Genomic DNA, 14,580 nt, shown 5'->3' on the forward strand with positions numbered 1-14,580 from the left:
TTGACTACGATGGGCACGTGCAACCCGTGATCGTCTGCGTCGGACTCACCACCATTGATTTTGCCCAGGTGGTGGACGCGCTGCCCGCGCCCAACGCCAAGATAATCGCGAACGATGCCTGGTTCGATGTGGGTGGGCCCGCGGCGAACGCGGCCCGGATCGCGAGCCGGGAGGGTTGCCGGGTGAAGTTGGTGACTGCGCTCGGCGACTCCACCTTGGCCGCCCTGGCCCGCGAGCGGCTGGCGAGCATCGAGATCATCGACATCGCGCCGCCCACCCATCAGATTCCGGTCTCCACCATCTTCATCACTCCCGATGGGGGACGCTCGGTGGTCTCCCGAAACGCCGCGGGATTGAGTATTTCGGCAAGAGCCCCGAACCATGAACCAGGGGCGAATGCCGGCAACGCCCGCGCGAACAGCACACCACACCACACTCCCGCCGAACCTGAAAATCCAGCCACCGAGGTAGTGATAAGCCACGAGACACCAGCGAACGCCGGCGAACCCAGCCCGCATGCCAGCGCAGGACACAGCGCAGCAGGGCGCACCCGGCCCGCACCGTCCACCAAGTCCTCAGAAATCACCTTGCCCGGCCCTAACGTTCTCGACGGCGCCGACGTCGTGCTGCACGACGGGCATCTTCTGGACGCATCACTCGCGCTTGCTGCGAATCCCGCGTCCATTCACGTGCTCGACGGCGGCTCCTGGAAACCCGGGCTGGAGGATCTGCTGCCCATGCTCGACATCGCGGTCGTCTCGTCCGATTTCGCGCTCCCCGGCAGCGATCCCGAGCATGCGCTGAGCGATCTCGCCGCATTGGGCATCCCCAGGCTGGCACGCAGCCGCGGCGGCAAGCCGCTACAGGCGATGATCGGTGAGCAGCTGGCGGAGTTCCCGGTTCCCGAGGTCGAAGTGGTCGACAGCACCGGCGCAGGTGACGTGCTGCACGGTTCACTGATCGCCCAGCTGGCGAGCGGGACGGATTTCACCGCCGCACTGCGGCAGGCGATCGTCCAAGCGTCGGAGTCGGTCACCCACTATCGCGTCCTGTGACGCTAGGACGACCAGCCGCCGGTGCCGAAGAGGTAGCCCCACCAGCAGATCAACGCCAGGTCCGCCGACAGCAGCAGGATGCGCAGCACCGTCCAGGCCGACCTGCCGCCCGATGACTTCGGACGCCAGCTGAACAATACGCCGAGCAGACCGAAGAGTGGGAACCACAAGAGCACGGCCCGGTTCACCGACATGAACCAGCCGGAGCAGCTGAGCACGAGCACATTGATCGCCACCCAGGTGAACTCGGCCCAGCGGCGCCTCAGCAGACACCACGCCGCGGTCAAATAGCCGAGCGCTACTGAGACGATCTCAAACCGGAACATGATCGGTACTTCCGGACGCCCCGGCCAGTACGATTCGGCCGTCAGCGGGAGGGTTTGCTGCAGTGCCGCCCACGGCGTCGAGAGGTTGCGCTGCCACCCTTCGCCCTGCGCCGAATACCAGGCCGTCCATGAACCGGTCAGTTGGTGCAAGAAGATCACATAGCCGACCAGCACGGCTGCCGGCAGCAACAGCCAGCAGCAGTCCTTTACCTTGTGCGCGAAGGGCCTGCCACGCCTGGTCAGCGCCATGATGCCCAGCGCCGCGATCAGGAAGAGCCCGGAGATACGCAACGTGCAGCCGAGCGCCGCCAGCGCCCCGGCCTGCGTCCAGCGTGTGGCCAGGCCGCGTTCCCAGGCCCAGAAGGCGGCAGCGCAAAAGAACGGCTCGGTGTAGGGGACGGCGGTGAAGAGAGTCATCGGTGCCAACAGCCACAAGCAGGCCATCGGTGCTCCGCCGATGCGGTACAACGCCCATGCCGCCAAGCCGGATGCCAGTTGCGCGGCCACCGCGGTGCCGACCGCGATGGGCAGGCCGAGCTTACCCAAACCGGCCATCAGCAGCGGCAGCCCCGGAAAGAACGCGACGTCGAGCGGATCGGCGTAGCCGTGCCGCGCGATCGCCTGGTAGTGCTCGACATCCCAATGGGTCAGCACCTGGGTCAGCGATGCGCCGGTGCTGGCCATCAGATAGGCGGCGACACCGAACAGCAAGCCGCGCGTGACCAGCCAGCAGATGATCACCGGACGAGCGCTGCCCGGCCTCCCGCGGGCTGGTCTCGACGCGCCCGTCGATCTCACGCCGGCCGACTTCGTGTCGCTCGATTTTGTGTCGGTCATTCGCCCGGCTCGGTTCGGCGGGGTTCCCCGGCCCCCAGTTCTTGAGCATCTCTCGGCGGCCTGCCCTCAGGATCTAGATCTTCTTCCGCGTCTTCGTCGTCCGCCCAGCGCGCTTGCCTGGCCCGTGTCCTGCGGGCGGCCCGGTCCTGGACGGCCACCAGCCACGGCGCGTCCGAGGCGTGATTGACCACCCCGCCGAGCGGGTCGTCCACCATCGGCAAACGGACCGGATCGGACCACGGCATCCGGATATCATCGATCACCCGCAGACCGATCCACAGCTGCACCCCGATGCGGACGATGACAGCGAGCCAGTAGATCCACTCCCAGTCGGTACCGATGCCGAACTTGCCCTCCAGGAATCCCCAGATCGCCAGGTAGTAGAGCGCCTCGCCTGCCGTCCAGACGCCCACGTCGACGGCTTTCGGACGCGCCAGGACGATGACGGGCAACAGCCACAGGGCGTACTGCGGCGAATAGACCTTGTTGAAGATCAGGAAGCACAGCAACAGAAGCAGCACGATCTGGGCGAGCCGTGGACGCCGGGGAGCGTTCAGCACCAGCCAGCAGATGCCGATGCCGCCGAGCGCCATGCAGACAAACGACAGCGCCGTCACCTGGGGAATCTCCAGCCCGGCCAGGGTCAGCACGTACCAGATGGATCCGAGATCGGAACCCCGGTCGGCGTTCAGCGTCCAGAACTGCGACCACCCTTGCCAGGCGAAGATCATCACCGGCACGTTCACCACGGTCCAAGCGATGACCGCACCGAGCCAAGCCTGCACGATCGGCCGATAGCGGTCGGCGCGCACACAGATGACGGTGATCGCGATCAAGATCAGCACGGGATAGAACTTGGCCGCAAACGCCAACCCGAGCACCACACCCGCCCAGAACGGACGCTTGCGTCCCCACACCAGCAGGCCGATCGAGGTCAGCATCACCGCCAGCATGTCCCAGTTGATCAGGCCGTTCAGCATGACGATCGGGGAGGCGGCAATCAGCAGCGCGTCCCATGTCCGCGCCGGCCCGGCGTAGTCGCCCTCGGGCGAATCCTGGCCGATCGCGAGATGCGCACGCACGGTCACCAAGAAGCAGATGAACAGCAGGACGGCGTTCACCTGAAAGAAGATCTGGGACGCAGCCAGCTGCTCGTCCATCGTCGCCCCGGGCGCGATAACCGCTCCGAGCCCTCGGGTGATCATCCTGGCCAGAGCGACAAAGCCTCCGGTGAGCACCGGATACTCAAGCGATATATCGGTGTATATGCCGGACCCTAGAGAAAGGTCGCGGTTGAGGTAGAGCGTCGGAATGTCGCTGTAGCACAGCCGCATGAAGGCGTTCGGAAATTCGTCTCCGGGCAGCGGACGACAGGGCACCTGCCGCCAGGTCACGATCAGCCAGCTGAGGGTGGCGGCGATGAAGGCGAAGAATGCCGGATTGAACCAGATGCCCGCCCGGCTTGCCCGCCTGCCGACCGGTCCGCCGGTGCGGGAAGTGAAATCGACTGGTTCGCTCACCCGGCCATTGTGCCGCATGCCGCCAATGAGCGTGGTCCGGCCATCGCACGGATAACGGCCCAATGCGGCGTCACATCACCTTATACGCACTAACTATGAGCGTGCGCCCGGTATACGTATATCCGGCGCAGCTTCAGACTTCGGGCGCGGATGCGGGCGACACGCAGTCGCCACTGATGATGACGGTCGTGGTTACGGTTCATCGTCGCCGCCCCCGGATCTCCCGCAGTCACCGACGACCGACCTGAGGTTCGTGCCCTCGCGTTCGCATAGACCGCGTCGATGCCGTTTCGCGGGCGCCTTTGTCGGGGCCTACCTACTCGCTGTGCACGATCAGCCGCCCGGAGTAGCTGGCGCTACTGCAGGCGTCCCTGTTGGTGGAGCCGGAGAATCGCCGCCGCCCTCGTCACCGGTTCCGTCACCAGTATCGGACCCGGGCGTTTCCGGCGGCTCCTCACTCGCCGGGGCCTCGGTCGTGGCGGTTTCGGTCGGCGCTGCGGTGGTGGCCGGAGCGGACGGCGTGTTTACCGGCAGGCTGTTCTGCACCGTCGGCTGGATATTGGCCGGCGGATCGAAGGGCACCGCATCCATGCCTTCGGTGGCCACCGACATGTAGGCCGCCCAGACGTCGGTCGGATATCCCGCCCCGTAGAACGCGCTTCGCCACGCCGGGTTGTAGACGTCGAGGTTGCCGTTGCCGTCATCGCCGGCCACCATCACGACAGCCGTTGCGATCTGCTTGGTGTATCCGGCGAGCCACGCCGAACGGGTAATCTGCGCGGTAGCGCCATCCTGCCCGGCCGCGACGCCCTCGGTGCCCGTCTTGCCGGCCACGTCGCGTCCACCGACGGCGGTACGTTGCGCAGCCTCAGCCGAACCAGCAAGGCCATAGGTGAGGTCGCGGGCGACTGCGTCCTCAATGGCTTGCGTGCCCTCGGTGTTGCCGCTGTAGACGACGTTGCCGGACGCATCTGTCACCTGAGCGACAATGTGGGTTTCGTTACGCACACCGTTGTTCGCGAGCGTCGCGTAGCCGGTCGCGTTCTCCAGCGCGCTGACCTCACCCTCGCCCAGGACCATGCGGTTGAGCTGCGGAGCCCAGGAGTCGTGCTCCACCAGGCCCGCATCGGTCGCCGCCCGGACGAGTTCTTCGGTGCCGTTCGGGATCTTGCCGACCAGGTCGACGAAGGCGGTGTTCACCGAATCACGGATCGCGGTCTGCAAGGTGATCGTCCCGTATTGCGCGCCGGAATCGTTGTGCACCGGAACCGAATCGCCCGGCGGAGTATAGGTCGAGCCCTGCAAGGTCGAGCTCAGCCCGAATCCGTTGCGCAGGCCCGCGACCGCACCCCACACCTTGAAGGTGGACGCCGCGTACCGCGGTGTGGTCGCCCAGTTGCGCGAATCGGAGACATAGTCGGCACCGCCATAGAGCGCGACGATGCCTCCGGTACTCACATCGAGAGACGCGAGCCCCGTATGCAGGCCGTTCGGGTCGGGCTCCACCCAGTTGCCGTTCTCGTCAACCGACCCGCGGGCGTTCTCGACCGCGGTCTGCACGGTCGAGTCGACCGCGTCGATCGCCGCCTGCTGCATTCGCGCATCGACAGTGGTGACGATCGAGAGGCCGCCACCGTTGATCTGTTCGGGAGTGAAACCCTTGCTCTCGAGCTCGTTGACGGCCATATCGATCAGAAAACCATTGGGGCCGCCGTACACGTCGCTGGTGGCTATGTCCGGGAATTCCGGCAGTTGCCCGTAGAACTGGTCGTGCTCCTCCTGGGTGATCGAACCCATCGGGTCGAGCATGCCGTCCAGCACGTAGTTATAGCGGTCGAGCAGCTGCTGGGCGGCCTCGTCCCCGTTGGCGGGGTCGAGGGCCGACGGCGTGTTCACCATCGCCGCCAGCGCCGCGGATTGCCCGACCGTAAGATCGCCCGCGTCCACCTGGAAGTAAGCCTGCGCCGCCGCCTGGATGCCGTACGCGCCGCGTCCGAAGTAGATGGTGTTGAGGTAGCCCTCCAGAACCTCTTCCTTCGACTCGGCCTTGTTCATCTTCATGGCCAGCGCGAGCTCGTTGAACTTGCGGGAGAAGGTCTGTTCGCTGGTCAGATAGCGGATCTTGATGTATTGCTGGGTGATCGTCGAGCCGCCGCCGGTGATCTCCTGGTTCGTCACCAGCCCCCAGACGGCACGCGCGAGGCCCTTGAAATCGACGCCCTGGTTCGTCCAGAAGGTGCGGTCCTCGGCAGCGACCGCCGCGTCCTTGATCGATTGCGGCATCTCGCCGTAGTCGATATTGGTGCGGTTCTGAATGGCTAGTGAGCCCATCTCACTGGTGCCGTCGTTGAAGTAGATCTTGCTGGTCTGGGTGCCGAAATCGGCATTCGGGTCGGGCAACTCGGCCTTCTCATAGATGATGATGCCCACGATGCTGACGACCAGGAGTACCGATAGCACGACAATGCCGGCGATCTTGGCGATGTGGCCTGCTCGTCCACTCTTCTTGACCCTGCTGGCGCCCTTGCCAGATTTCGGACGATCAGACCCGCGTTTGGGCGATTTTGCCTTGTCAGCCATAGATGTCCTCAACTGTCTTCTGTCTACGAGGCGGACGGCGCCAGTGGCCATCACCCAGTACGAATGTCTCTATTAGATGATTCCATCCGCAGTCGGGGCAAACCTCAACGACACGAACCTTGAATTCGCCGAATTCGTCCTGCATTTCGGCGAGTTCCTCGTCCGATTTGATGCGGCCGGAGAACTGTCCCAGCTGGTCGCCGAAAACATAGTTCAACAAGGTGAGCCGATCGGAGACGCACACCGGACAATCGCGTCCGGCCGGATAGCCATGATGCAGAGCCGATCGAACGAGAATAGGGTCGGCATCACAAGGGTCAAGGCCTTGAAGCAGGGCCTGCGGATGACGCATTGCTTCGAGGGTCGCCCGGCGCTGCAGGGCATGGCTCATCTGTTCGCGCTGCGTGCGGAAACGTCGTGGAGCCATGACCACCAGGGTAAACCGGCAGGTCAACCTAACCGCCGCTCACGAGACCGCTGAAACCACTCAAGGGAACGCCGGCACGTCGCACCGTTCGTGGCGTCGAGTTGGAGCAGTGGCAATATGACATCTCCTCCGGTGCCAGGCTTTGGTACTGCGTCGACCACACTGCCCACGTGGTCTGGCTGACGAATGCGGTCGCAGGGCATCCCAACGCGACCGCCTCCAAGAACAAGCGATCACCGCGCAATCGATAGTTTGGTTCTGAGCGTCGGCCGCTAGTAGTATGAGCGGGCCTACGCGGGTCAGCGCAGGCGTTGGGGCATTAGCTCAGATGGTAGAGCGACGGCTTTGCAAGCCGTAGGTCAGGGGTTCGAGCCCCCTATGCTCCACAATTTCAGACGTAGTCGAACTCCTGACGGGTTTGGCGCGGCCAGGAGTAATGTTTGGTCATGAAGGCCAACGCTGCTCTCCAGATCATCTTCGCGTTCTTTCTCGGCCTCGTAGTGGTCGCGTTCGTCGGCATCGCGGTGAACACGTTCTATCCGCGGCCGGAGTACCCCAATCCCACGACTCCTGCCGCCGAGACGGCGTACCAGGACGCAAGCGATCAGTGGTATCTCATCACCAGCATCATCTTGCTGATATGCGCAACAGCGATCTTGGCGATCTCGCTATTTCTGCCCGAGAAACAGGGCGTGCTGTCCAATGGACTGCTACTCGGTGGGATTTTCACCATGCTTTACGCCGTGGGAGTGAGCTTTTCCGCAGAGACGAGCTACGTCCGGCTCGCGGTCATGGCGGTGGCGCTCGCAGTGACGATCGGGATCGGATACCTCAAGTTCGTGCGCAGACGCGGGCCCGCCGTGGCCGCTGCCGCCACGAGTGAGCTCGCCTCCGGTCAGGTGGGGGAACTGGACGCACGCCTCTCCGCCGTCGAGCACAAGCTCGACGCGCTCGGCCGTGCCCTGGATGGCTGAGAAATCTCCCGTACGGGTGCCGAGTCTCCGCAATTTGTTCCACGGCAACGCTATGTCGCGCGCCCGGGCCCCTGCCGGCTATTTCTTGCAGGCCGAGAGGAGACACAGTCAACATGGCCTGCCCATCAGCGTCCGATTCGACTATTGAACTCGGTTGAACTCGATGACTCACCGCATCCAGCCAAGCGGAACCGGCGAGCGATCAGGTCGTCCGAATGCTCAATTGGCGGGCTCGCACCTGACAGATGCGCCGCACGGCCGCCGCGAACCGGGCAGGATCATCAAAGACATCACTCGCCGCGAACCGCACTGCCTGCCAGCCTCTGATCGCCAACTCCTTGTCACGGCGGCGATCCCGCACGAAAGCCCGCTCGTCGCCGTGGTACGTGCGTCCATCGATCTCGAAAACGAGCTTGAGTTCTTCGAACGCGATGTCCGCGATCGCCGACGACATGATCGCCAGGTTCGCCTTCCAGCCTCGTATCCCCGCAGCATTCAAGGCCTCATGACCGACCCGCTCCGCCGGCGACCACGGCTGACTTGCCGATTTGGCGAGAACTTTCGCCCGTCGCCGGTTACCGGGACGCCACGGAATGGCAGCCAAAGCGGCCTTCATTTCGTCGAGCCGGACCCGGCAACGCAAGCCGGTATCCACGATCGAAGAACCGAACACCGGAATCAGATCCACCACGGTCAGTGCCGCGCTGCTGACTCGGACCCCCTGATCCGACTTGATCAACTCGACCGGTATCGACCTGCGCGTTACCCGTAGCCAACCCCGGGAGTGCAACCGCGCAGAGGCGGTTTCGATCACCCGGCACTCGCTCTCGCGCAGCAGCCCGTGCAAGACCGCGGCCGCCCGGCCGACGATCACTGCATCAGGATCGGCCTGCATCACAGCACGCACCCTGATTCTCAGACTCGCTGCTTCTCCAGAGTGCGCGTAGATCGCGGGCAGCATCCGCGTGATCTCGCCCTTCTTCACCGCCCAGTTGATCTGTCCCCGCAGGTGGGGTGACCGGGCACGGCTGACCACTCCTCCGGTGGCAGCCAACGCTCTCAATAGGTCCGCATGCACGCCTCAAGGATTGGCAAATCGGGGCCGAACCGTTCAAAAAAACGAGGCCCTGTGGATAACCGAGTGAGTTGAGAGCTCGCGCTTGATGCTCTGGGACCCCAACGCGCCTGAGTGCACGCCAAATGCACAATTCACGGGAGCCAGCGACCCCAAAACGAAATCTGGCGCACAACCAAGCGCGCTGGTTTCCTTCGAGACCCGGTCAGCTCTTGGGAATGCTGTAGTTGCGAAACGCCGGAACCAGCAACGCGATCAAGATCATGCCGACGACGACGAGCAGGCCGCCGCCTCCGGTCGTCCACGCCGGGCCCACGACATCAGACGCGGCACCATGCAAAACATCGGCAAGTCTGGGGCCACCCGCGACCACCACGATGAAGACGCCCTGCATGCGCCCACGCACCGCGTCGTCGGTCGCGCTGAGCAGGATCGATTGCCGGAACGCCGCCGACACCATGTCTGAGGCGCCGCCGACCACCAGCATGCCCAGCGCAATTCCCAGCGCCACGTTCATCGACCATCCGGCCAGCCCGACAGCAAGCCCCATCAGCGCCATCGAGCCACCCCATGCCGCGACGGCCCACAGCACCGCCGCTCCCTGCTTATGGACGCGCGACACCCAGCCCCCGAAGATTCCGCCCAGCACCGCACCGGCGGGCATCGCCGCATAGAGCAGCGCGAACTCGAGCCCGCCAGTGACCGGGCCACCGAACGAGACGTGCGCGATCTCGGGGAACAAGGCCCGCGGCATGCCGAAGATCATCGCGATCAGGTCGACGGCGAAACTCACCAGCAACACCTTGTGCCCGCTCAGATAGATCAGACCGTCGATCACCGAACGCAGCCCGGGCGCGCCTACCACACCGTCGACCGGCATCGGCTTCAGCCGCCACACCGCATAAAGCGTTGCCAGCAACGTGATCGTGTCGATCAGGTAGAGCCAGGAATACCCGAGCACCGGAATCAGCGCACCGCCGACCAGCGGACCGGCAATGGCTCCCACCGATGTCACCGTCATGTTCAAGGCGTTGGCGGCCGGCAACTGCGCGGCGGGGACGAGCTTGGGCAGGATCGCTGTGCGAGTCGGCTGGTTGACGGCGAAGAAGGCCTGTTGCAGCGCGAAAATACCCAGCAGCAGCCAGACATTGCCGAGGCCGAGAGCCGCCTGCACCCAGAACATCGCGGAGGTGGCGATCAGCCCGAAAGTGGTGACCTCCAGCAGCCGGCGCCGGTCCATGGCATCGGCGAGCGCGCCGCCCCACAGCCCCATCACCACCAGAGGCACCAGTCCGAAGATTCCGGTCAGGCCGACCATCCCGGACGAGCCGGTGATCGCGTAGATCTGGGCCGGCACCGCCACCACCGTCAGCTGGGCGCCGATCACCGTCACGATGTTGGCGGTCCACAATCGCCGGAAATCGGCCGAAGCCAGTGGACGAGTGTCCGCGAAAACCCCGCGCAATCGGCCCACCGGTCGTGGCTCAGGTTCTGGCACGCCCGCCAGGCTACTCCCACTCGGGCATGCGCCCCGGAAGCATTCCGAGACCGGCTTCGTGTGCTGGGCGATGATCTCCCACCCGAACATGCGCGAGCACATTGGTATCGATGGCTCAATCTTTGCGGTGCCGCCCAGCGACACGGCGCCGGGCCCTATTCCTTTCGTGGCCGGCGCTCACTCGCGCGTCCGTTCAAAAGGACCGCAAGCTGAGACAACCGGACGCATGAAGGTCTTGGTCGGTGATTGCCGAAAAACCATCCGAAATCACGCCACTACGGGACCATGCCCATGATCATCCCGCAGCGGCCCCCACAGAATTAAAAGCCACGCTCTATAACCCCATATCGGCGGAAATTTTGGAGATCTCGCGGGCAAGATCGATGTCGCGGCCGGTGATGCCGCCGACATCGTGACTGCTCAACGAGATCGACACCTCGGGATAGGTCAAGGTGACGTCCGGGTGGTGTTGGCGCCGTTCGGCGGCGGCGCCGATGCGGTTGACGAACTCCAGCCCGGTGGCGAAGTCGCCGGTATCGAAATGGGCACGCAGAGTGTCGCCGTCCTGGTGCCAATCCTTGAGGCTGGCTGCGGCCACTTGTGTGGGCGTTAGTTGGGAATCACTCATTCATCAACGATGCCACAAACATGCGAGCCAAGACGAGACCCCGGTGGACGAAGAAGCAGCCATCGAGCAGTAACGCGCTTGCGTGCATGCCAGATAACTTCCAGAAGCCCGCCAGGGACGCGATGCGCGCATTTGGAGGACACTGAAGCGCGTTAAGCGGTCGAGCGGTGGGACCGCGGCTTATGTCGAGCGGTGGAACCGCGGCTTATCCAGCGACGCCACGGAGAGACTTACCGTCCGGCGTCTGTCTCGAAGTGAAACCCAACCGTTCCAGGTGCGAACCGAACGACTCCGGGATACTTAGACTCGCAAGAATCGGGAATCGAACAGGTTCCAATAAGCGGACGCGACTCGGCTATTAAGGACCCGGCACGAAATATCGAGACCGCCGCTTGCCCGACCGTCTTCCAGGCTTTTCGGCTATTCGGGCGGGCTCGCCTCGACTCGTCCAGGGACGCGTAGGCTGGAGACGTCATGTCGGCATCTAGGCCGAGGAGGTCAGATGAATACACAGCAAGTCGAGCGAATGGGCGCCGGGCACGGGTTTATCGCAGCCCTCGATCAAAGCGGCGGCAGCACGCCAAAGGCACTCCGGCTCTACGGGATTGATGAAGACAAGTATTCCGGCGAGGACGAGATGTTCGATCTCGTGCACGCGATGCGCGAGCGAATCGTCACCAGCCCCGCGTTCGGTGGCGATCACATTCTCGGGGCGATCTTGTTCGAGAAGACGATGGACCGCCAATTCGCCGGGCAGCCCGCGGCCGACTACCTGTGGGAGACCAAGCACGTCGTTCCCATTCTCAAGATCGACAAGGGGCTGGCCGAGCAGGCTGATGGCGTCCAGTTGATGAAGCCCAACCCCGGTTTGGCCGACCTGCTGGTGCGCGCCAAGGCCGCTCATATTTTCGGGACGAAGATGCGCTCGGTCATCGGCTCGGCGAATCCCGCGGGCATCGCCCAGAATGTGGCTCAGCAATTCGAAACGGCCCACCAGATCGCCGAGGCCGGGCTGGTGCCGATTATCGAGCCCGAGGTCACCATCTCCGCGCCCGACAAGGAGCAGAGCGAGCAGATTCTGTTGGACGAGATCACCAAGCGACTGGACGCAGAGTCCTTCCCGCTACCGGTGATGTTCAAATTGAGCATCCCGACGGTGGACGATTTCTACGCCCCGCTGATCGCCAACCCGGCGGTGCTTCGCGTGGTTGCGCTATCCGGCGGATACAGCCGCGACGAGGCCAACGAACGGCTCACCCGCAACCATGGACTGATCGCCAGCTTCTCCCGCGCCCTGACCGAGGGGCTGTCGGTCTCGCAAAACGACGACGAATTCAATGCGACGCTGTCCGCGTCCATAGATTCGATCTATCAGGCGTCGCTGACCTGAGCCGTCAGTGCCGGCACATGCTGGACCGCGATCTTGCCGACCGGGTGCAGCTTACGCAGACCGGCACCGAATCGTTGTAGCAGCGCCGTCAGTGCCTCAACATCACCCTTGCGCTGGCAGGCCCAGAGAACCGGATAGCCATTCGCGACCCGCAACTGGATGCCTGCCAGCCCGAGATAAAGTTCGGTGGCCGCCGCATCCAATTCGCCGTTGTCATCGACGGCGTCGAACAGTGTCGCGATCGCAAAAACCAGGTAGCCGTCGACGTAACCGGAGAAGTCGAACGTCTCGACACCGTCGGGCGCGGTTACGGCGTAGACCGCACCCGGCGGCAGGCCAGTGATGGCGCGCTGGTAATCGGACTGATTGAGCATCGGCATGGTGACAGTCTCAACCAGGAGAGGGTCGGCCGACTTCGGAAAGCCAGGTTCCGGCGACCCGACAAGTACGCTTCCTCTCATGAAAACGGACGAAAAGACCCTCAAGCGGATTTACCACATGCCGTTCTCGTCGGTCTATCCGCTCTATCAGGCGAAGGTGGAGAAAAAGGGCCGCACCAAGGAAGAACTCGATCGGGTTCTCACCTGGCTGACCGGTTTCAGCGACGCAGAACTCAATGAGCACCTCGCGAATCAGACGACCTTCGAGGACCTGTTTGCCGACGCCCGCCTTAACGCCAACGCCTCATTGATCACCGGTGTGGTCTGCGGGGTGCGGGTCGAGGAGATCGAGGACCCGGTGATGCGCAAGGCCCGTTACATGGACAAGCTCGTCGACGAGTTGGCCAAAGGCAAGGCCATCGAAAAGATCCTGCGGTCTTAGATGTCGTGCGTGTGGACAAGCCCGCCGCTTGCTCCGGGTAGCATGTCCGGAAGGTGCGTCGGGAAGTCTGGTCGACACGAACTGTTGCCGACCCGAGAGATCTCCCATGTCACACGCTCCGCAGCCCCCGACACGAACCGGCGCGCCTTCCTCCTCAGCACCTTCGGGCTCCGGCCTTCTTCACCGTGTGGGCTCTTTCTTACGTAGGGAGACCGTGGGCGGCATATTGCTGGTCGTCTTCGCAGCCGCCGCATTGGTTTGGGCGAATTCGCCTTGGGCCGCCGGCTACTTCTGGCTACGAGATCTCGAGGTCGGCTACGAGCCTTGGCATCTGAAGTTGACTCTTGGGGCGTGGGCAGCCGATGGGCTACTCGCCGTGTTCTTCTTTCTCGTGGGTCTCGAGCTCAAACGTGAGATGGTCATCGGCGGCCTGCGCAGATTCAGTACCGCGATCGTGCCGGTCGTGGCTGCCGTCGGCGGTGTTGCGGTTCCCGCTGCGATCTACTTGGGCGTCGCATCCGGGTCGCCGGAGATGAGTCGCGGCTGGGCCATCCCGACGGCCACCGATATCGCGTTTGCGGTTGCCGTGCTCGCGCTAATCGGTTCTCATCTGCCGGGCGCGTTACGGATCTTCTTGCTCACCTTGGCTGTGATGGACGACCTGATAGCCATCACCATCATCGCGATCTTCTACACCGAGACCATCGCAATCGCCGCGCTGCTCGGGGCACTTGTCGCGGTTGCCATCTACGGGACGCTAGCTCAGCGCTACCGGCAGTTCTTTCGGCTGCGTCCAGCGGCCGCCTGGCTGGTACTGCTGCCGGTCGGCATCATCGCCTGGGCGCTGCTGCATGCATCGGGTGTCCATGCGACCATCGCGGGCGTCCTGCTGGGTTTCACCATCCCGGTTCGCCCGGCAGCCGGCGAGAGTGGCATGCGATCCGGGCTGGCAGAAGTCTTCGAGCATCGGTTTCGTCCGTTGTCAGCCGGTGTTGCAGTTCCGGTTTTCGCATTCTTCTCGACAGGGGTTGCCGTCGGAGGCGTCGAAGGTTTCCGTTCGGCGCTAGGTGACCCGGTCCTGATCGGGATCGTGCTCGGCCTGTTCGTTGGAAAGCCGATCGGCATCACATTCGCAACCTGGCTCGTGACCAGGTTCCGGCAGATCAATCTCGACCCGTCGTTGAGCTGGGTCGACATCGCCGGCGTAGGGGTCCTCGCCGGTATCGGCTTCACGGTTTCGCTGCTGGTCACCGATCTCAGCTTTGTCGTCGGATCAGACCACCACGACCATGCCAAGGTGGCCATCCTCACCGCGTCACTCACCGCCGCCCTCGCCGGATCGACCACCCTGGGCATCCGCAACCGGCACTACCGTCAGGTGGCCTGAAAACAGGTGGCCTGAAACATACATCAGAGTATTGCGCGTAGCCGTCCACCAATAGACTCAG

General features: G+C 63.8%; 13 protein-coding genes and 1 tRNA gene. 6 read left to right on the forward strand and 8 right to left on the reverse strand.

From position 1 onward, the window contains the following. Positions 1–17 precede the first annotated feature (17 nt). Positions 18–1,055, forward strand: coding sequence for a carbohydrate kinase family protein (locus QQ658_RS13480; RefSeq protein WP_286025353.1), 1,038 nt, complete (start codon positions 18–20; stop codon positions 1,053–1,055). A gap of 2 nt (positions 1,056–1,057) precedes the next feature. Here QQ658_RS13480 and QQ658_RS13485 read toward each other — a convergent pair whose 3' ends face one another. The 4 genes from QQ658_RS13485 to QQ658_RS13500 all read right to left on the reverse strand — a co-directional run bounded on the left by QQ658_RS13485 (position 1,058) and on the right by QQ658_RS13500 (position 6,745). Further along, positions 1,058–2,218, reverse strand: coding sequence for a putative hexosyltransferase (locus QQ658_RS13485; RefSeq protein ID WP_286025354.1), 1,161 nt, complete (start codon positions 2,216–2,218; stop codon positions 1,058–1,060). Further along, on the reverse strand, positions 2,215–3,738 hold the full coding sequence (locus tag QQ658_RS13490; RefSeq protein WP_286025355.1) for a glycosyltransferase family 87 protein: 1,524 nt from the start codon (positions 3,736–3,738) through the stop codon (positions 2,215–2,217). The genes QQ658_RS13485 and QQ658_RS13490 overlap by 4 nt, the downstream gene beginning before the upstream one ends. A 333-nt stretch (positions 3,739–4,071) precedes the next feature. Next, on the reverse strand, positions 4,072–6,318 hold the full coding sequence (locus tag QQ658_RS13495; RefSeq protein WP_286025356.1) for a transglycosylase domain-containing protein: 2,247 nt from the start codon (positions 6,316–6,318) through the stop codon (positions 4,072–4,074). Next, complete coding sequence (locus QQ658_RS13500; RefSeq protein WP_286025357.1) at positions 6,311–6,745, reverse strand: DUF5318 family protein; 435 nt, start codon at positions 6,743–6,745, stop codon at positions 6,311–6,313. The genes QQ658_RS13495 and QQ658_RS13500 overlap by 8 nt, the downstream gene beginning before the upstream one ends. A 313-nt stretch (positions 6,746–7,058) precedes the next feature. Here QQ658_RS13500 and QQ658_RS13505 point away from each other — a divergent pair. Next, positions 7,059–7,131, forward strand: a tRNA-Ala gene (locus tag QQ658_RS13505). A gap of 60 nt (positions 7,132–7,191) precedes the next feature. Next, the gene (locus QQ658_RS13510) at positions 7,192–7,719 is read left to right on the forward strand and encodes a hypothetical protein (RefSeq protein WP_286025358.1); all 528 of its coding nucleotides are present in this window, start codon (positions 7,192–7,194) and stop codon (positions 7,717–7,719) included. 202 nt (positions 7,720–7,921) lie between these two features. Here the strand turns inward: QQ658_RS13510 and QQ658_RS13515 are convergent, their stop codons facing one another. The 3 genes from QQ658_RS13515 to QQ658_RS13525 form a co-directional block, all read right to left on the reverse strand. Then, complete coding sequence (locus QQ658_RS13515) at positions 7,922–8,797, reverse strand: DUF559 domain-containing protein (protein WP_286025359.1); 876 nt, start codon at positions 8,795–8,797, stop codon at positions 7,922–7,924. A gap of 202 nt (positions 8,798–8,999) precedes the next feature. Continuing rightward, on the reverse strand, positions 9,000–10,292 hold the full coding sequence (locus QQ658_RS13520) for an MFS transporter (protein ID WP_286025360.1): 1,293 nt from the start codon (positions 10,290–10,292) through the stop codon (positions 9,000–9,002). 334 nt (positions 10,293–10,626) lie between these two features. Then, positions 10,627–10,920 carry a 4a-hydroxytetrahydrobiopterin dehydratase gene (locus QQ658_RS13525; RefSeq protein WP_286025361.1) on the reverse strand — a complete coding sequence of 98 codons (294 nt, stop codon included), beginning with the start codon at positions 10,918–10,920 and terminating at the stop codon, positions 10,627–10,629. A gap of 502 nt (positions 10,921–11,422) precedes the next feature. Here QQ658_RS13525 and QQ658_RS13530 point away from each other — a divergent pair. Then, positions 11,423–12,310, forward strand: coding sequence for a fructose bisphosphate aldolase (locus QQ658_RS13530; RefSeq protein WP_286025362.1), 888 nt, complete (start codon positions 11,423–11,425; stop codon positions 12,308–12,310). On the opposite strand, the gene QQ658_RS13535 is transcribed toward QQ658_RS13530, so the two are convergent. Continuing rightward, on the reverse strand, positions 12,292–12,690 hold the full coding sequence (locus QQ658_RS13535) for a hypothetical protein (protein WP_286025363.1): 399 nt from the start codon (positions 12,688–12,690) through the stop codon (positions 12,292–12,294). The two genes, QQ658_RS13530 and QQ658_RS13535, sit on opposite strands and share 19 nt — an antisense overlap. A gap of 79 nt (positions 12,691–12,769) precedes the next feature. Here QQ658_RS13535 and QQ658_RS13540 point away from each other — a divergent pair, with 79 nt between their 5' ends. Beyond that, positions 12,770–13,132, forward strand: a complete 363-nt coding sequence (locus tag QQ658_RS13540) for a DUF2200 domain-containing protein (protein WP_286025364.1) — start codon at positions 12,770–12,772, stop codon at positions 13,130–13,132. Between the two features lie 106 nt (positions 13,133–13,238). Then, positions 13,239–14,519 carry a Na+/H+ antiporter NhaA gene (gene nhaA / locus QQ658_RS13545; RefSeq protein ID WP_286025365.1) on the forward strand — a complete coding sequence of 427 codons (1,281 nt, stop codon included), beginning with the start codon at positions 13,239–13,241 and terminating at the stop codon, positions 14,517–14,519. The last annotated feature ends 61 nt before the right edge of the window (positions 14,520–14,580 follow it).

The organism is Propionimicrobium sp. PCR01-08-3, from assembly GCF_030286045.1.
GTDB lineage: Bacteria > Actinomycetota > Actinomycetes > Propionibacteriales > Propionibacteriaceae > Brooklawnia.